General features: G+C 42.9%; 12 protein-coding genes. 7 read left to right on the forward strand and 5 right to left on the reverse strand.

Annotation, left to right across the window (positions count from 1 at the left end; genetic code table 11):
- Positions 1 to 134 precede the first annotated feature (134 nt).
- Positions 135 to 2,102: an NACHT domain-containing protein gene (locus tag H6G92_RS34960; RefSeq protein WP_242059442.1), complete on the forward strand. Its 1,968-nt coding sequence runs from the start codon at positions 135 to 137 to the stop codon at positions 2,100 to 2,102.
- Between the two features lie 94 nt (positions 2,103 to 2,196).
- Positions 2,197 to 2,313, forward strand: a complete 117-nt coding sequence (locus tag H6G92_RS41265) for a type II toxin-antitoxin system HicB family antitoxin (RefSeq protein ID WP_390667639.1) — start codon at positions 2,197 to 2,199, stop codon at positions 2,311 to 2,313.
- A 379-nt stretch (positions 2,314 to 2,692) separates the two neighbouring features.
- Here H6G92_RS41265 and H6G92_RS34970 read toward each other — a convergent pair whose 3' ends face one another.
- Positions 2,693 to 3,163: a globin domain-containing protein gene (locus tag H6G92_RS34970; RefSeq protein ID WP_313890044.1), complete on the reverse strand. Its 471-nt coding sequence runs from the start codon at positions 3,161 to 3,163 to the stop codon at positions 2,693 to 2,695.
- Between the two features lie 191 nt (positions 3,164 to 3,354).
- On the opposite strand from H6G92_RS34970, the gene H6G92_RS34975 reads away from it, so the two are divergent.
- The 3 genes from H6G92_RS34975 (at position 3,355) to miaB (ending at position 7,332) form a co-directional block, all read left to right on the forward strand.
- Positions 3,355 to 4,788 (forward strand): carotenoid oxygenase family protein, encoded by a 1,434-nt coding sequence (locus H6G92_RS34975; RefSeq protein ID WP_190901016.1) that lies wholly within the window; start codon positions 3,355 to 3,357, stop codon positions 4,786 to 4,788.
- A gap of 278 nt (positions 4,789 to 5,066) precedes the next feature.
- Positions 5,067 to 5,648 (forward strand): Uma2 family endonuclease, encoded by a 582-nt coding sequence (locus H6G92_RS34980; protein WP_190901018.1) that lies wholly within the window; start codon positions 5,067 to 5,069, stop codon positions 5,646 to 5,648.
- Positions 5,649 to 5,967: 319 nt separating this feature from the next.
- On the forward strand, positions 5,968 to 7,332 hold the full coding sequence (miaB, locus tag H6G92_RS34985; RefSeq protein ID WP_190901020.1) for a tRNA (N6-isopentenyl adenosine(37)-C2)-methylthiotransferase MiaB: 1,365 nt from the start codon (positions 5,968 to 5,970) through the stop codon (positions 7,330 to 7,332).
- 3 nt (positions 7,333 to 7,335) lie between these two features.
- Here the strand turns inward: miaB and H6G92_RS34990 are convergent, their stop codons facing one another.
- The 4 genes from H6G92_RS34990 to H6G92_RS35005 all read right to left on the reverse strand — a co-directional run bounded on the left by H6G92_RS34990 (position 7,336) and on the right by H6G92_RS35005 (position 16,171).
- The gene (locus H6G92_RS34990) at positions 7,336 to 11,223 is read right to left on the reverse strand and encodes a TonB-dependent receptor (protein ID WP_190901022.1); all 3,888 of its coding nucleotides are present in this window, start codon (positions 11,221 to 11,223) and stop codon (positions 7,336 to 7,338) included.
- Entirely contained in the window at positions 11,220 to 12,761 is a 1,542-nt protein-coding gene (locus H6G92_RS34995) for a hypothetical protein (protein WP_313890045.1), read from the reverse strand. Before H6G92_RS34995 ends, H6G92_RS34990 begins: the two co-directional genes overlap by 4 nt.
- A gap of 170 nt (positions 12,762 to 12,931) precedes the next feature.
- Positions 12,932 to 13,519: a DUF11 domain-containing protein gene (locus tag H6G92_RS35000; RefSeq protein WP_190901024.1), complete on the reverse strand. Its 588-nt coding sequence runs from the start codon at positions 13,517 to 13,519 to the stop codon at positions 12,932 to 12,934.
- Between the two features lie 120 nt (positions 13,520 to 13,639).
- Positions 13,640 to 16,171, reverse strand: coding sequence for a beta strand repeat-containing protein (locus H6G92_RS35005; RefSeq protein WP_190901026.1), 2,532 nt, complete (start codon positions 16,169 to 16,171; stop codon positions 13,640 to 13,642).
- Between the two features lie 827 nt (positions 16,172 to 16,998).
- On the opposite strand from H6G92_RS35005, the gene thrC reads away from it, so the two are divergent.
- Positions 16,999 to 18,303 (forward strand): threonine synthase, encoded by a 1,305-nt coding sequence (gene thrC, locus H6G92_RS35010; RefSeq protein ID WP_190901028.1) that lies wholly within the window; start codon positions 16,999 to 17,001, stop codon positions 18,301 to 18,303.
- A gap of 87 nt (positions 18,304 to 18,390) precedes the next feature.
- Positions 18,391 to 18,666, forward strand: coding sequence for a MoaD/ThiS family protein (locus H6G92_RS35015; protein ID WP_190901029.1), 276 nt, complete (start codon positions 18,391 to 18,393; stop codon positions 18,664 to 18,666).
- The last annotated feature ends 207 nt before the right edge of the window (positions 18,667 to 18,873 follow it).

Raw genomic sequence — 18,873 nt, forward strand, 5'->3', positions numbered from 1 at the left:
AGCGGTCAAATGCTTGGATGGAAAGATGCAAAATCCTCGTCAAGAACTTTGAGAGAACTTTAGCGAATGCGACTGCCAAGGTTAATCTTTGTTTTATTCGGTTGATGGTTAAGAGGCTTGCTGCACCTTCTTAGATGTCAAATGGGTTCTATACAGCCGTGCAGTTTTTAGATGATGAAGCTATTCAGAGTTTTGAATCTATTGAGAATTTAGAAAAGTTGTATCGCCAAGCTAACAGCCGCAGATTTCAACCTCAAAATTGTGGCAAACAAGAAGGAATAAAAGTTGCTAATGATAAGCAATATCTGATGGTTATTGGTGGGCCTGGTGCAGGAAAGTCTACATTTGTACGAAAGATGGGACTAGAAGCGCTCAAAGGTAAAAAAGGAGAATTCAAACACGGCTGCATTCCAGTTTTTATCGAATTGAAAAGGTTTACATCCAGCAATATCAAGATTGAAACGTTTATTGCTGAAGAGTTTCGGACTTGTGGCTTTCCATCACCAGATAAATTTGCAGCCAAAGCTTTAGAAGAAGGAAAATTACTAATTTTCCTAGATGGTTTGGATGAAGTACCAACAAAAAACTTAACCGAGGCAATTAGCGAAATTCAAAACTTTGTTGACAAGTATGATAAAAATCGTTTCATCGCCTCCTGCCGCACGGCGGCTTATCGCAGCGCTTTTCGTCGCTTTAGTGATGTATCAATGGCAGACTTTGATGATACCCAAATTCAGCAATTTATTTATAACTGGTTTCATTGTGAAGCAGACAAACAGGCGAAGACAGGTGAGAAATGCTGGGAGTTACTGCAAAAACCAGAACATGAAGCTGCAAAAGAGTTGGCGCACACACCTTTATTGCTGACATTTCTGTGTTTAGTTTATGACCGTTCCCAAAATTTTCCAGACAATCGCAGTGTTCTTTACCGGAAGGCACTGCGGATATTGTTAGAAGAGTGGGCATCAGAAAAGCGAATTCTCAGAGATGAGATTTATCAAGGACTGCATACAGAATTAGAAGAGATATTACTATCAGAGATTGCTTATACAGGTTTTGAGTCTGACAGGCTATTCTTTTCACAACGCGATATTGTTCAGCAAATTAAAACATTTTTAGCGAGTAATCTGAATGCACCTCAGCATTTAAATGGAGAATCAGTGCTGGATGCGATCGCTGTTCAACAAGGAATTTTGGTAGAACGAGCCGAGGATGTCTTTTCTTTCTCTCACCTGACGCTACAGGAATATTTAACAGCACAATATATTGATGACCATCGCCAAGTTGAGAAGTTAGTTACTCAACATCTGACAGATCAACGCTGGAAAGAGGTATTTTTGTTAGTAGCTGGGTTAATGCGTGGTGGTGCAGATGAGTTACTGTTGTTAATGGAAAGAGAAGCACGGAAGTACATTAATACACCGAAGTTAAAAGCTTTAATCAACTGGGCAGAAGAGGTAACAGCTGGATCTGAAGGTAATTATAAACGTGTGGGTAAACGTGCAGCTGCTATTGCGATCGCCTACGGAATCACCTTCCCTAAAAAAGCTATTACCATTGGTATTGCCAAAGCTTACGCAATTGCAACAACCTATGCCATCAGGTACGCCGATGCTTATGCCGACGACTTTGACATCTACGCTATCGCCTACGATGATGCTCATGCCCATGCCATAGCCGCTCGACAGACCATCCCCATCTCCGACTCCCATTTTTATATCTACACCGTCTCTATTCTCGATACCGTTAGCATTGCAAACACCATCATTCATGAACTTGAAAAATTAAAAATCTTTATCTTTAATAAAGTCCACTTTACTTTACTAATTGCCCGACTAAAAGCATTGCAAACTAAAATGTCTGACTATAAACAGCCACTGGAAGCCGATCAAGCATTTTTTGAGTCCATTCAACAAACCTGGCTTAATGCTTTCAATCTCACCCAAGAAATGGTCAACTTATCTAAGGAAGAAGCAGAATCACTCCGCGATTATCTCTACGCCAATTACCTCATTATCCAGTGCAAACAAGCAGCAGTGCGGGTGTCGCCCCAAACCTGGGAAGCGATTGAGGCGCGGATGTTGTTGGTTCCAGGTAGTTAAGCAACGCCGAAAAATGAAAAGATAGCCAAATAAACGCTCCATAAGTTCATTACAACAGGCTAAAGATACAAAAACTCGAACCTTTACAGCAATCTTGCACTGGGAAGAGGATGTTTATGTAGCTGAATGTCCAGAGGTGGGAACCGCCAGCCAAGGAGAGACGATAGAAGAAGCGATCAAAACTATATTTAGAAGAGTTCTCGCTTGCTAAGTCGCTACACTAAAAACTTTCATTAGCAGAATTTGAGTCGTTGTAACAAACACTCAAGCTATAGTTGCTACAACTCCAGTTGTTATAAGTAAAATAGAAGTTGTTGTTAATACAACTTAAGCAAATATTATAAATGCTTAAGCTGTAGTTACTAAAACTCCAGTTGTTATAAGTAAAATAGAAGCTGTTGTTAATACAACTTAAGCGGTTGTTACAAATGCTTAAGGTGTAGTTGCTACAACTCCAGTTGTTATAGGTAAAATAGAAGCTGTTATTAATACAGCTTAAGCAGATGTTATGAATACTTAAGCTGTAGTTATAAACGTTGAAGTTGTTGTAACAAACCCTCAAGCTGTTGTTATGATACTAAATCTTATAGTTAGGAATGCACAAGCTGTGGTTTTTCTTCTTCATATATGTCATGTTCTCTGTGAATGAAAACCTCAGACAATGCCTGATAAGCTTCAGTCCAAGCAGCCATAACTTCTTCTGTAGCTGCTTCCCCTAAAACATCTTTCATCGCTTGCAGTAAACTTTCTCCAACAATAGGATATTGGTCTGGTGTAACATGGGTCTGCACATGACGATGAGCAATCTTTTCCACCATCGATTTTAAAGCAGGCAAATTATCAATCTGGGCAGCATAGCCATAAACTGCTGTAGCCAACCTCGCAGGCTGAGAACCATCTGCTTGAGCAGACATATCAAATTGTTCTTTGATTTCTGGATGATTTTGAAACATAATTTCATACATCCGAGTTGTAATTAGCTGGCCGTTATTTTTTAAGGCAGGTGCTGTAGATTTAACGATATCTATTGTTTGTTGGCTAATCATAGTATCTTGAACCACTTTGAATATTGATTGACTTCAATTTAGTGGTTATTCCTAGCAGTTACTATGAGCTAGCTCAGTTAACGAGTAATATCATGTCAAAGCCTCTATACATCTACAGCCAGGGGCATTATTAAAAAATTGCAACAAAGAGAAAAATGTAAGAATGCAACTATGTACATCCATAATTTATCAAGCAAAACTTAGATATGTATACTATTGAGAAAAAGTCAACTACAAAAGCTTGGGCAGGTGCGATCGCTAAACCAGCTACAGAATTTCCCTCTACCCAACTACCAATTATCTCTGGCAAAATCCCAGATGGCTTGCGTGGCACACTTTACCGCAATGGCCCCGCACGGCTAGAACGCAGTGGCATTCGCATGGGACACTGGTTTGATGGAGATGGAGCAATTCTTGCTGTAAATTTTACCGATGCAGTTGCAACCGGGGTTTATCGCTATGTACAAACCTCTGGCTATCAAGAAGAAGCCGCAGCAGGTAAATTACTCTACGGCAATTATGGCATGACTGCACCGGGGCCAATTTGGAATCAATGGCAAAAGCCGATCAAGAATGCTGCTAACACCTCGGTGCTAGCACTTCCAGATAAACTTTTGGCACTCTGGGAAGGTGGTAAACCCCACGCCCTCGATTTACAAACTTTAGAAACTTGGGGCGAAGATGATTTAGGGGGGTTAACTAAAGGATTAAGCTATTCCGCACATTATAAGCGTGACGAGCAAACAGGGGAGATTTTTAACTTTGGCATCAGCCCTGGACAAAATGCGACGCTGAATATTTACAAAAGCGATTCGACTGGCCGGATTATCCAACAAGCCGCATACCAGCTAGATGGTGTACCATTGGTGCATGATTTTGTTTTAGCAGGACAGTATCTTGTATTTTTCATTCCGCCAGTGCGGTTGAATATTTTACCCGTGCTAATCGGGATAAACAATTATAGTGATTCGCTAGAGTGGCAACCTAGATTAGGAACTCAGATTTTAGTTATTGATCGAGAAACCCTATCTGTGGTGAGTCGTGGAGATACCGAACCTTGGTTCCAATGGCATTTTGGTAATGGTTATGTAGATCCTAACGGTTCAGTGGTTGTGGATATCGCCCGTTATGAAGATTTTCAAACTAACCAATATCTCAAGGAAGTAGCTACAGGTGAAACTCACACCCCAGCTAAAAGTACACTAACGCGAGTTCATCTGCATCCTCAAACTGGCAAAGTTACATCAATTCAGCAACTCTTCAACGGACACTGCGAATTTCCGAATGTACCACAGCAAAACGTGGGGCAAGCTTCCCGGTACACATATATGTCAAAATCCCGTTCAGGAACAGATATTAGCCAAGAAATAGTAAATGCGATCGCTCGTTTTGATCACAAGACCGAAACCCTCACCGAAGCGAACTTAGGAGAAAATCGTTATCCTTCAGAACCCATCTATGCCCAAGACACCCAAAACTCTGCACAAGGTTGGGTACTAACTGTTGTCTACGATGGTAATTCTCATAGTAGTGAAGTTTGGGTATTTGATAGCGATCGCCTGGATGCCGAACCAGTTTGCAAACTAGGATTACCTAGCGTCATCCCCCACAGCTTCCACGGCACTTGGAACCCAGCCTAAGAGGTTGTTTGAAAAGTGTTTCGCTGTGACTTTAAGCACTTTTAGATCCCCCCTAACCCTCCTAAAAAAGGGGGGAACCAGAATCAAAGTCCCCCTTTTTAAGGGGGATTTAGGGGGATCTAAAACTATTTGATACCGATAAGAGGACTTTTCAAACATCCTCTAATAACCCCTTAGCGTTCCTCTGCCTTAAAAAACAACACTACAGTAAAAACGAATAGCATTGATCAGACATAATTAATGGTATCTGGTCAATGCAAATTCAAAAATCCTGCCCTATGCAATTACAAGAAAAACGCCACTATTCTCCCATAGAATACCTAGAGCTAGAAGTCATTTCCGAGTATCGTCATGAATATATAGATGGTCAAATTATACCTATGACAGGTGGAACACCAAATCACAACCAAATAGCTCTGAATCTGAGTGCAACCCTCAATTTTGCTTTGAAGCGACAACCTTATCGAGTATTCGTTGCTGATCAACGTCTATGGATTCCCAAAAAGCGAATTCATACATATCCTGATGTAATGGTTGTTGCAGGTTCATTAGAGTTTTCTGAGGGACGTAAAGATACAATTACTAATCCCTTAGTTATTTGTGAAGTGCTATCCAAATCTACCAGAAGCTATGACATAGATGAAAAATTTGCGGCTTATCGCACCATCCCCAGTTTTCAAGAATATGTTTTGATTGATCAGTACAAAAATCATGTGGAACAGTATTCTAAAACTGATGAAAAGAAATGGATTTTCTCAGAGTATGAAGAAGAGAATAGTATTCTAATATTATCCTCTATTGATTTTCAAATCTCTCTGTTAGATATTTATGATAAAGTTGACTTTGAGGCTCAAGAATAACCTCAATCTAATTGGTTAACTAAGCAACAATGCAAATATGACAGTCTATCCACTAATGAGTCCATTTTTATGTATATAAAGTTGCAAAAAACTGCATTGTAATTTATATAATATCCGCCACAATTCCCATAACAAGACCAGGACTGAAGTCCTGACTACGAATATTTTTACTCAGGTTGATTAACCCCACATGATATTACAGTGATTTACAGATGAATTGACTACGGCTGAGACAGAGAGTAGAGAGGAGACACTGCGTTACGCAGGTTAGAATAAAAATAAACCTTATATACATTACGCTGATTAAGCAGAATTGCCCATGACCACTTCTAAACGCCACTACCACATCACTACTTTCGGTTGTCAGATGAATAAAGCTGACTCAGAGCGCATGGCTGGCGTTTTGGAAGACATGGGCTTTGAATGGTCAGAAGATCCGAATAATGCAGATGTGATTCTCTACAATACCTGCACAATTCGGGATAATGCCGAGCAAAAGGTATATTCCTACCTTGGCAGACAAGCGAAGCGCAAGCATGAGCAGCCCGATTTAACGCTCATTGTTGCTGGTTGTGTTGCCCAGCAAGAAGGTGAAGCACTATTGCGGCGAGTCCCAGAATTAGACTTGGTAATGGGGCCACAACATGCCAACCGCCTTAAAGATTTGTTGGAGTCAGTCTTCGAGGGTAACCAAGTTGTTGCAACCGAGTCTGTTCATATTATTGAAGATATCACCCAACCGCGACGGGATAGTAAGGTAACAGCTTGGGTAAATGTAATTTACGGTTGTAACGAACGCTGTACCTATTGCGTGGTTCCTAATGTGCGTGGTGTTGAACAATCTCGCACTCCGTCAGCTATCCGGGCTGAAATGGAAGAATTAGGACGGCAAGGTTACAAGGAAATTACTCTACTCGGTCAAAATATTGATGCTTACGGCAGAGATTTGCCTGGAGCGACAGCAGAAGGACGGCATCTGCACAACTTCACAGATTTACTTTATTACGTCCATGATGTGCCGGGGATTGAAAGATTAAGATTTGCTACTAGCCATCCCCGTTATTTTACAGAGAGATTAATTAAAGCTTGTGCTGAGTTGCCCAAAGTCTGCAAACACTTCCATATTCCCTTTCAATCTGGGGATAATGAACTTTTAAAGGCGATGGCGCGGGGTTATACCCATGAAAAATATCGCCGCATCATCGATACCATTCGGCGGTATATGCCAGATGCTTCCATTAGTGCCGATGCGATTGTCGGTTTTCCTGGGGAGACAGAAGCACAGTTTGAAAATACCCTGAAACTGGTGGAAGATATTGGCTTTGACATGTTGAATACAGCAGCCTATTCACCGCGTCCAGGGACACCAGCCGCGCTGTGGGACAATCAGCTAAGTGAAGAAATTAAAAGCGATCGCCTCCAACGGCTCAATCATCTAGGAAACTTGAAAGTAGCCGAGCGATCGCAACGTTACTTCGGACGCATTGAAGAAGTTTTAGTAGAAGACCAAAATCCTAAAGAGCAAACCCAGGTGATGGGACGCACTGGCGGTAATCGTTTGACATTCTTCAGTGGCGACATCAAAGAATTGAAAGGGCAGCTAGTAAAGGTAAAAATTACCGAAGTTCGCCCTTTTAGCTTGACGGGTGAACCAGTTGAAGTCAAACAAGCTTTGTCTGTCTAATACTTACTTTCGTAATCTCTTTATCAGGCTTTGCACCGTAGATTCTGGTTGCTGACGTGGCACAGGCTTCTGCTGTCCAAAGCCATCAAACAATTCGTCCAGCTTGACTGTTAAACCCAGATACGGCCCACCTGCGGAACGTGTCCCGGAAAAATCTCGGTCATCAATTTTACCAAAAGCATATCCAGCCGAGAGGCGCAGATTAGGAGTGAGATAGTAACCTGTTTCTACAACAAAGCCTGTCTCACTGTAATTAGATTGACCAATCCAGCGAGCCTCACCAACTAAATCCCAGCTATATCCCAAACGATAAGTAGCTCGCAATTGTCCCAGATTAACCATACTCGTACCAACTAAATCGTTAGCTAAATAAGAAGTACTGTTACGCAAAGCATACTTACCGTAGAATTCCCATTGCCAGTTAGGGGCGTAAATAGCTTCTAAAGCAAAGGTATGGTCTTGTGAACCTGTACCACTGCCTAACAGAATGGTCTCAGGAATAATCGCCGGATTTTGGCGATATTCATAACGCAACAAAGCATTAAATTTATCGCTATTGGGGTCGCGGTAAGCTAAACCCAGCTTCAGGTTAGCGGTATCTCCCAATCCTGAAAGTTTTTGATTGGAAAAGTTTGCTTGTTGATAGCGTACCAAAGCTGTGAGAGCCGGAGAAATTTTACCTGCCGCTCCTGCGGTAATTACTGAATTACTACCACTAGAAGAGGAGCGATGTTCGTACCGAGCACTGGCTTGAAACTGTGGATTATCAGAGTATTCCAGCCCAACACTGTAACTATCACCACCATCAAAACCGATCGCAGATGCTGCTTGACCAAAGGCGTAGGGTTGGGCATATTGTTGACCCGCCGCAGTTCGTCCGAAGAAGTTGCCAAATACGTGTTCGTAAGCTAAGTTCAGCCGCAATCCTGAAGCAATAGTCCAACGGTTATTTAGACCAATTGCACCTTGGGTAGTAAGTTCATTAGCACCACCCAGAATTGAGTAACGACCAGTCAAGGTTGTATCAGTACCGAGTTTGTGTTCACCATTAACACTTAAGCTGGTGATGGAATTACCCGAAAATTGACCGCCAGTGTAAAACTGTTGGGCCAGACTGACGCTGACACCAGGAATTACTGCCCAATTCAAACCTAAGATGGTACGGTCTGGGTAAACTGTATCTTTTTGGGAAGATAAACTCAGTTCATTTTGGGCTTGGAAAGTCAGGTTTTTAGCAATGGGAACTGTGAAACGTGAACGCAATTGATTAGAATTACTACTCAGGGCGTTAGTAGAGATGCGGTCTTCCCGATGGCGATGAATCCAATCCACATCAAAGGTAGCGCTACCTAACCGTTGTTGAATCCCAGCAGTAATCGTTGTCAGCGAATTATCAACTTTGCTCCCAGGTATGGACTCATAACGGGGTGCAAACAGTTCTTCAAAGGTGTCTAGTGGTTGGGGAGCAATCCCAAAATTGTCTTCGTGGTCGTATTGCGCCCTAACATTGGTACTTGAGGTGAGTTTAGCTGTAACCTGTGCTCCATAACGGGTTTGTCCTGGGACAAAGCTAATAGTGGCATTATTAGCGAAGCCCGTATCAGCAAAGCGATAATAGGCACGACCTTGAATACCATTGGCAATTTCTCCCTCAGCTTCCAAGCGATATGCATCACCACTGACCTTTCCCACAACATCAGAATCATTAGTGGAATGGGCATATTCTGCGATTAACTTCCCCTTGTCACCCAAAGCTATCAGCGCATCTGCGCCGTAGAGTTGAAAGTCACGCACCCCGTGATTTTCTTGAACGTAAGTTGCTCCTATCCAACTTTCCTGGTTAAGTTTGCGAGAAAGATTATATTGCAAACGACCAGCATAGATATTGCCGTCAGAGTCTGTGCTGTCATATTGATAGCTAACAATAATCCGACGTACTAACACTTGTCCAGTTTTGTCAATATCGGTACGAAGAATCGGTTCGCGGAATATTAATGTACCGCGATCGTAGTCGATTTCGTAGTCTGGGCCTCGGTTAAGCTGTTTGCGTTCTAGTACAGTTCCAGGGCGATTGAGTTCTTCTAACTCGATAAATACATTTTCACTACCTGGTTGTAATATTCTGCGAGAGAGAAAGTAATAACCACTAGTACCATCGGGAGCAATAGTATCCCGTTGAAACCCCTCTAAGTTGTTGCCATAAAAACCTGTAATTTGTAGGTTTCCTAAGTTGTAATTAGCTTTAAAACCGTGGAGTTGACGGGTGATAGAAGTAAATTGCTGCGATCGCCGCGCAAATTCTTCTGTGTTGTAGTCACCCCACATGGCATAATCAGGATCAGATCCGGGGATACGACTTGAACGCTCAAAACGTAGAAAGAAACTGTCAATGGAAGGAGCGACCACATCAACTTTTGAGCTATCGCCGTAGACAGGATAGTTTTGCTCACTGAATTGATAAGTTCTAAACAGGCGATTATCGCAGTTGCAATCTTCATTCAGGCTGCGAGAACTGTTATATGCACCTGTAAACAACCATTCCCCGATCGCACCAGTGGCAAATATCGCTGAATGAAAATCTAATTGCGTTCCGTTGTCTTTGTCAGGAGGGAGGAAATCACGGAAACTGCCGTAATAATTTGTACCTCTAGCGCCCAAACGTAAATCTATGACCCCTGTCACCAAACTCGGACGTAGTGCTGTTTCAAATTGCAGTTGAGTAAAGGCTTCTAAATCATTAGCGATCGCCCTAATTCGGACAGTTTGCGCTTTTAGCTGCGATCGCAAAATCGCTGTAAATTGTCCCCCTTTCGCCTCCACCTGAAATCCGGGTTCATCGGGTTTGAAGTCTTTCCCGACCAACTCCCCAGCAGTGGGTATCAAAGTAACAACAGCATCACGATTAGAGCGATTGCCACTTGCATCGATGAGTTGACCGCGGATTGTAGCCGTAGAACGTCCATCTGCCGGGATACGGGACTCAACTGTTTCTAAGGTTAGTTGCTGTGGCGCTCCCCGGACTGCGACTTGCACCGTTACAGCGGGTTCTGTTCCTCCAATTACTTGTGCAGAGATGGTGTTATTACCTTCTTTTAACGAGACACCATACCATGTCTGCGTTACCAAGTTGGTGGTGGCATCAGTTTGCGTCCGTCCCACTAAGGAAGGGTCTACCAACGCGCCATTTACCCGCAATTCTACTTGACTACCAGCCGGAAACTGTACAATCACCGTGGTAGCTTGTACATCTACAACACCGTCAGCCGTCGGAGTCAGAATTTTGATTGCTGTGGAGATGGGAGTGGCAGATGCGAGAAGATTTTCATTCACCCCTTGTTCCCTTGTCTCCTTGTCCACTCCTGCTATTTTGCGTAAGCCTCTAGGTAAATCAACAAAAGTTGCTGGTTGAAATGCTTGTATTTCCGTTGGAGAAGCTTGAAACTGTGTCTCTGTGTCTTCGCTTCTGTCATTCTTGATTCCTGCTATTTTGCGTAAGCCTCTAGGCAAATCAATAAAAGTTGCTGGTTGAAATGCTTGTATTTCCGTTTCACTTGGCTGGACATCTGGCCTTGAAATATCAGTAGTTGGTGTCTGATCGGCTTGATCTTCGACCTGATTTTTCACGTCATCTGCAACAACCAAAGCGAAACCTAACCCCTCATCCCCCTTCCTTTGCATGGAAAGAGAAGAATTCAAAGCCTCTCCCCTTTTAGGAGAGAGGTTTCCCACACCCTTGTCTCGTTGCGAAGGAGAATCAGTGAAAACCTCCTTTTCACTGGTGATTTCTGCTTTGACGATCGCAGGATACAAAACGAGGCTGAGAGCTATTATCGGCATCGCCCCCATCAATCTCAGGTTTAATGTAGTTGCACAGTGCAGTCTGGGTTTCATTTCTTGACTGGCTCCTGAAATGTGGGGGTGACACCAAAATTCATGCGTACCAAGCCACCAGGCTCTAAATGCACCAAGCGAGATTGGCTATTCCGTTCGCGGAATTTTTGGTTGGGAGCTAGGGCGTAACCGGTTACACTGCTGAGGTCTAGTACACCAGTGTGGTATCCAGGTAAGGCATTGGCTAAGGAGAACAAACCGTTAGGATCTGTAGTGATGCGGTTCCCGTCCTCCAGAAAAATCACGGCATTGGGGACTCCAGGCTCACCACGCTGTTGTTCACCGTCAAAGTTTTTATCAACAAATACCCGACCGATAATCGTCCCACAGTCAGAAACGATTCCTGGACGAATTTTCAACTGGTGAGTTGCAGGCCCATCTTTGGTACTAAAACGGTTATCAGCTCTTTGGGCATTAACGATCGCACTGTTACGACCATTACCACGTAGCGCATCGGCTGTTAGTTGAGCAGCGTAGGCAATATTCAGGACTTTGTCTGTGAGAATTGTTACATCTGTGCGGAATGTCACGGTGTTACCATTCCGTTCTGAGGTGATAGTGACTGGTTGACCATCCAACTCTCCCCGCACAGATTTAGGCAAGAAGTTGAATCCTAAAGGTAGGTCGTCGGTGACAAATATATTATTCAAACCAGCATCAGCGAGATTTTTTACCGACAGGCGGTAGATTACCGTATCTCCGGGTTCAGCAGCAGCGCGATCGCCTGTTTTGATAATCTGCAACTGATTGGCTTGACACAAATTTGTAGTGAATTCAAAAGCTAATAAATCCAGTCCCACAACTTCTGCATTGGGAACTAAAACAACTGTTTGCTCTACCCTAGTTTCGCCTGTGAGACTGATTGGTTGACCATCTAAAGAAGTAGCGACATATCGCACGACACCATTACCTTGTGTGCCACTGCTAGCAAGGATTTCAATTTTGACGCGTCGTTGTTTATAGATAGAAGCCGGTGGTGGATTGACTACAAAAATGTAGGTTCTACCTGGATCAGTTTGACCCTTATTCGGATCGAGTAAAAAATTGTAGACACCCGCAGGGTTATTCGTAACAAAGTAAGGGTTACTATTCTCAGTATTTGGTGATTTACCGCCAGGAACGTTGTTATTAGGAATATCTGGTAACTCTGTTCGAGTCAAAGCAACCAAGCTACCCAATTCTGTCCCAGTTGGATCACTGGAGTTAGGTTCGTATACCCCAACTGAAAAACCTGTATAGTCAGGTAAAATTGTGCCAGCGCAACCTAGAATCCTTCCTAATGGGTCAACTAATGGGCTAGGACTAACATTGATCTGACTAGAACTTCCTTGATATTTATAATTACTAGCAGAGTCTGTATAAGTATAAGTAGCTTGATTTATTAGTGGCAAAGACGCAGCCAGATTGTTAGTCTGTTGTGCGATCGCTGGTATAGGTATAGTACTATGCAAAAAACTTCCCAGAAGAACAGTAGCTGTTAACCGTCGCCACCAGCTACTGCTAGAAGTAATTTGCTTTTGGTTTTGAGGACGGCTCACTGAACATATCTCCTCTGGGATGCCAAGCTTATTGTTAAGAAAAACACTTATTTATTTGTAGAAATTCAAAATTATTAAAAGTCCACCGCTACATCAATCCGATTTGATTTATTAAATGTTGCGTGAGGGTTGTCCTTAGTAGAAAAGGTAAAGAACGACCCCAATTTCAATCAGCGTACTTGGGTTTGATAAGTCGCCTTGACCGTCGCCTTTGCTGGAAGTGACGGAACCTGTAAACGGATGTGGGTGTAAGCAATGGCCCGTGCTGGTTTAGTTTCCACTTTGCCGTCAGGAAGAGTAACTTTAACAGTGGGATTTTCTCCAAAGCTGCGCCCACCATCAATGCTGTAAGTAATTTTTCCATTATTAGTCACATTTGCAGATTTCAGTGCGTATACCATTCCTTTGGGAATAGGCTGATTAAGAGTCAAATTCTTCATTAAGCGATCGCTCTTATTTTCGCCACTCAGGGTATATCGCAATACATCTCCTGGTCGCACCACAGCTTGACCTTTCAAAGGTTCCCATTTCTGGCTTTGCTTACCCAGCTGATCTTGAGCCACCACTTGCTTTTCGGCTTCTAAACGCAATTGAATTTGCCCTTGATTTTTGATATTTTGAGCAACAGCACTTCCTGAATGCCATACATTTGCAATTCCCGAAATTTGGCTGAGAAATGGAACTGTAGCAATCAGTGCGATCGCTCCACCAACGCCAAAGGCGAACGCTCCTAAACCTGAAAGAGAAACACGCCTCATATAGATAACCTCAAAAACTTCCAGAATGTTGATTATTGACTTATCTTTCCCTGCTTGTACTTAAAAAGAGTCACTCCTCTCTTTGCTTGCAAAGAGAGGTTGGGGGTGAGATCAAACGAATTAGTTCACCTTGCGTTGGAAGGTAAATGTTCTTTGAATACCCGGTGCGATCGTGCCAGTTACAGTATCCACATACTTGGTAATATCCGTGTTTACCGTAGTTCCAGTTTGGTCGATGTCAGAGCTATTAGCCGGATTACCACTGAAGAATTGGATAGTTGCAGCCCCAGAATCCTTAGCTGAACCAACAATATTGCTAGTATCAATTTGAGTGTTATTATCGTTGTCTAGCGCCCAATTGTTGGGGCTTTGCGTACCATCTTCAATAATCACAACTTTGTCAGCATTCAAAATCACATTCCCGGTTCCAGATTGAGGCTCGGAAATATTTGTGTACTGAATTTGGTACTCAATAATGTTTCCTGGTGCAGGCTTCTTCGCATCGGTACTGAATGTGCCATCATTCCCTTGAACTACAGGCCCAGTTCCTTGTAAGACTCGCGACACTTTCAGCAATTTCAGGAAGCCAGTATACACGCGATCAATAGTGATGTTAAATGAATCAAATGTATTATCGTTTCCAGTATCCTTGATTCCATCAGCGTTGCTATCGGTCGTGTAGTTATCAATAGAAGCAGTTATGGGTACTGGGAAGCCTTTGCTAATATCAGTAGATAACTGCGTACCTGGAGGTAAATCAACTTCTACGCCATAGTTGATACTTGCACCAGGAGCAAAGTTGGGGATTGTAATTGCTGTACCAAGTGTTGTAAACGCTCCATTATTGTAGGTATAAACAACAGACTGACTACCATAGGTAATAGTCACCTTCGTATTATTCGGTAAATCTGCTGGTAGTGTTGGTTCTATCTTCAAAACTCCTGGGTCAGTACCACTGTTCTTAACTGTATTAGTGAAACCAACTGACTGTGGATCAAGTGTACTACCAGGTGCTGTACCAGCAGGAACCAGAGAAGATTTGTTAGTGAAATCATCGTTGGTCAGACCCGATGGGCCAGTAGCATCCGGCGCATTTTGCGGCCCATTGAGTATCGCAGAAGCAACAGGTGCTTGCACTGTGAAGACATTCGCCTCACCCCCTGGTGTACCATCACCAGTGTTGTTGTTACCCGTGTCAGTTCCAGTTTCTGGAGCTGTTGGAGTAATAATATAGCCATCATCAACGTTGCCAGCCAATAGAGTATCGGGAACACCATCACCATTGGTATCTGTACCCGTAGGAGGTGTCATATTCCCTGGTGGGCCCTCGTAGTTGCTGGGATTTTGGTCGCCGGATTCGTCGTATACTGGGAAGTTGTTGGTAGGTGTTTGACCAAACAATTGGGCGATATTAGCAATGGTTAAGGGTGAAGTTGCAGTTGATTCAACGGCTAGCTGAATCGAGAAGCCACTTACCGTTGTACCAGGAGCGATAGAAGTAATAATCGCTGGATTATTGATAAAACCAACGCGAGTGACTGAGGCCAAGGGTGGTGCTGTCGTAGTCCAACTAGCTGTATTAGCATCAGTTGCAACTGGATTAATGGTATAGACAGTTCGCCAACCAGGAGGCGCAGTTGGTGCTACTGCCAAATCTGTACCGGCAGGAATCGCATCAGAAACCAAGATATAGTTACCAGCAACACCATCAACATTGATGCTTGTACCCGTCAAAGCTGCTGGTGTAATCCCCTGCCCTGTGGGATCATTAGACTCAACTCGCAAACTCAAATCGTAGGTCAGCTTGTCATCTGTAATCGCCGTCGTGCCAGCATTGTTATAGCCACTGCGAATCTTGAGAATAGTGGCTAAAGCGTAGGTCTTCAGCGTTAAACCAACCTTAATTTGCTCAGTAGCGCTAGCTTCCCGTGTACCATTAACTGGTGCCCCAGGTACTTCACCAGTAATACCAATATCGGGATTATCTACAGTGAACACGTCACCACCATCAGGACTCCGCAGTTGGTTTTGAGCATCACCAGGGGTATTGCCAAGGGTAACGGTAATAATGTCGTTGGTTTGAGCACCAGCTTCTATAGTAACTGGCACACGCACCAGTACAGTACCACCAACTGGAACTGAGGGTGTGTCTATGCCACCTTGGGGAACGTTTGTCCAAGTTAGACCACCGTCGGTGCTATATTGCAGGCTATTAAGTGCACCACCATTTGGTAATGTGCCAGAAACTGTACCCGGCCCAGTTGTTGTTGCTTGGTTAGGAATGTGGAATTTGCTTGGGTCGTTACCTACGTTGGTAAGGGTGTAGGTGTAGATTAGTAAGTCGCCAACCTGAACTGTTGTATTAGTAGGGCTAGAAGTGGCATCTGTTACACCAGACGCAGTGACGGTAATACCAGCAACCTCTGCCACGGTGACAACGACAGTGTTAGAAGTGGCATTTATAGTTGTCCCTGGACTGTTGGGATCTTCGTAGGTCGCTGTTGCGGTGTTACTGATAGATGTACCCGCAGTAGTTCCGTCAGCTAATACAGGTGCGAGAAATTGGAAAAGGCTACCAGTTAACAATGCTGTTGCTACTAGAGATTGATAAAGTTTACGCTGCTGGTTGACAGATTTATTTCGATTTACCATAGAAGTAGTTTGTTTATTTGCTGAACTTTTATCTTGGGTTTTGAGACAGGATAAAGTTCGGCAATTCCTTAAAGAATTACCGATTACATCTCCGCAAAACCTTAATGTTTTGGGGAGCGTATATTTGAATAAATTATTGACACTCCTTAAAAACTACATTGAGGCAATAAGCAGAAAAATTTTGCCTACTTGTTTTACTCTTACCCTTGAGACTCAAGGCTGGCAATCGCAAATATGTGTAATTTATTACTGTATTTTGCTGAATTGTCGATGTCAATAGAAATGTAGCTTTTATAGCAGAAAAAATCTTCCGTATAAATAAGTAACTTCTCTAGCTATGAATGAGTGCATCAAAACTGAAAAATTAACTTAATTTTGGCAACACACATAGCAATTTTAGCGATTTAATCAGACGCTAAAAGCACTAAAACCTATATATGCAAAAGCTTTTGAATCTTTGCTGTCATGCTATGCATATTACCTTGTGGAGCCATTTAGATAAAAAAATAGAAGGGTGACTAAGTTGTCTAGATCACTTAAATGGAATAGTGATTTAAATAAATGTAATTTCCTCATAGCTTAAATGCAATTTAATCATGTTCTCTAGCAGTGTTATTACTGGCTATTTAAGGCTATTTTATTTTTTTATAACAATAACTGAGTAAGTGTAAATGCTTGATACGGGGCTTACTTGTATCAAAGGTTAACAAAAATCATCCCTTTCAATACCAAACATACCCGATAATTTTTGTCGGGTATGTTTGACTGGTATTTTTGCTCGTGTTACTATCAGTCGACAGTGACAGACAAACAGGGAAAGCTAGTTTATGACTCAGGCAATCACAACCCAAACCAAAGCCAGCACTGCCTACTTTCAAGCCTTGAAGTGTAAGGAATGTGGTGCGGAATATGAACTCAAAGCCAGTAATGTTTGTGAGTTATGCTTTGGGCCGTTAGAAGTCAAGTATGATTACAGTGCCCTACGTCTGACTGTCACTCGTGAAACAATTAAAGCCGGGCCCAATTCAATTTGGCGCTACCGTCCCTTTTTGCCTGTCGCAACCGACAATGTTATAGATGTGGGAACTGGCATGACTCCTTTAGTTCGTTCCCACCGTCTTGCCCGTCGCCTGGGTTTAAATAAGCTTTATATAAAAAATGATGCCGTTAATATGCCCACCCTTAGTTTCAAGGATCGGGTGGTGTCAGTTGCTCTATCCAGGGCACGGGAGTTGGGTTTTACAACTGTTTCTTGCGCTAGCACTGGTAACTTAGCAAATTCTACAGCTGCGATCGCAGCTCACGCCGGCTTAGACTGCTGTGTGTTCATCCCCGCAGATTTAGAAGCCGGTAAAATTCTAGGTAGCCTAATCTACAGTCCCACCCTAATGGCCGTCAAGGGCAACTACGATCAAGTAAATCGTCTCTGCTCGGAAGTTGCTAACACACATGGCTGGGGTTTTGTCAACATTAATCTGCGTCCTTATTACTCTGAAGGTTCTAAGACGCTAGGTTTTGAAGTAGCTGAACAACTAGGCTGGGAACTACCCGACCATGTTGTTGCTCCCTTGGCATCTGGTTCACTATTTACCAAAATCTATAAAGGGTTCCAAGAATTTGTAGAAGTTGGTTTGGTAGAAAATAAGAAAGTCCGTTTCAGCGGTGCTCAAGCGGAAGGATGTTCACCCATCGCCCAAGCCTTCAAAGAAGGACGTGACTTTATTAAACCAGTTAAACCGAATACAATTGCGAAATCTTTAGCGATCGGCAATCCAGCAGACGGCATTTATGCTGTGGAGTTAGCTCAAAAAACTGGTGGTAACATTGAATCAGTCAATGATGCAGAAATTATTGATGGCATCAAGCTGCTGGCAGAAACCGAAGGTATCTTCACAGAAACGGCTGGTGGTACAACGGTGGCGGTTCTGAAAAAACTGGTAGAAGCTGGCAAAATTGATCCAGATGAAACTACCGTGATTTACATCACCGGCAATGGTCTGAAAACCCAAGAAGCAATCCAAGGTTATGTTGGCGAACCCTTGACTATTGATGCCAAACTCGATAGTTTTGAACGTGCGCTAGAGCGATCGCGTACTTTGGATCGCTTGGAATGGCAACAAGTCCTCGTTTAGTTAGGAGTTATGAGTTATGAGTTTTTTATTCATGACTCCTAACTCTTAACCGTATTCCTAACTCCTCACTCTTAACTTTGTACTTCTATGGCTGTAACAGTTTTAGTTCCTACGACTCTTCAGAATTTGACTAATAATCAAGCTACTCTAGAATCCAGCGGTAGCACCATTGCTGAATTGTTGGACTCCTTAGAACAAAGCTTTCCTGGTATTAAATCCCGATTGTGCGATGAAGAAGGGAAGCTACGCCGATTTGTAAATTTTTACGTTGATAGCGAAGATATCCGCTATTTAGAAGGTATAAATACACCACTGAAAGATGGTGATGAAGTAAGTATTGTCCCCGCTGTTGCCGGTGGTTAATACAGAAAAAAATAAATAAAGTAAAAGAAAAGCCTCACTAGACAAACCTTTGATAAATTACCTCGTTCCCAGTCTCCGACTATTGGTGACAACTTAAGGCGATGGTCAAAATGTCAAGCAGGATATGGAGATAAGTTCAAAGTGGGTTGTTGTCGGGATTTGGGTTGAGATTTAACAATGCCCAAATCTCGATTTTTGGGAGAAGTA

The organism is Nostoc foliaceum FACHB-393, from assembly GCF_014698505.1.
Lineage (GTDB): Bacteria > Cyanobacteriota > Cyanobacteriia > Cyanobacteriales > Nostocaceae > Nostoc > Nostoc foliaceum_A.

Bases quoted from the DNA above. Each gene is read 5' to 3' on its own strand.
- H6G92_RS34960 (WP_242059442.1), top strand. From the start codon at position 135: ATGTCAAATGGGTTCTATACAGCCGTGCAGTTTTTAGATGATGAAGCT.
- H6G92_RS34975 (WP_190901016.1), top strand. From the start codon at position 3,355: ATGTATACTATTGAGAAAAAGTCAACTACAAAAGCTTGGGCAGGTGCG.
- H6G92_RS34980 (WP_190901018.1), top strand. From the start codon at position 5,067: ATGCAATTACAAGAAAAACGCCACTATTCTCCCATAGAATACCTAGAG.
- miaB (WP_190901020.1), top strand. From the start codon at position 5,968: ATGACCACTTCTAAACGCCACTACCACATCACTACTTTCGGTTGTCAG.
- H6G92_RS34990 (WP_190901022.1), bottom strand. From the start codon at position 11,223: ATGAAACCCAGACTGCACTGTGCAACTACATTAAACCTGAGATTGATG.
- H6G92_RS35000 (WP_190901024.1), bottom strand. From the start codon at position 13,519: ATGAGGCGTGTTTCTCTTTCAGGTTTAGGAGCGTTCGCCTTTGGCGTT.
- H6G92_RS35005 (WP_190901026.1), bottom strand. From the start codon at position 16,171: ATGGTAAATCGAAATAAATCTGTCAACCAGCAGCGTAAACTTTATCAA.
- thrC (WP_190901028.1), top strand. From the start codon at position 16,999: ATGACTCAGGCAATCACAACCCAAACCAAAGCCAGCACTGCCTACTTT.
- H6G92_RS35015 (WP_190901029.1), top strand. From the start codon at position 18,391: ATGGCTGTAACAGTTTTAGTTCCTACGACTCTTCAGAATTTGACTAAT.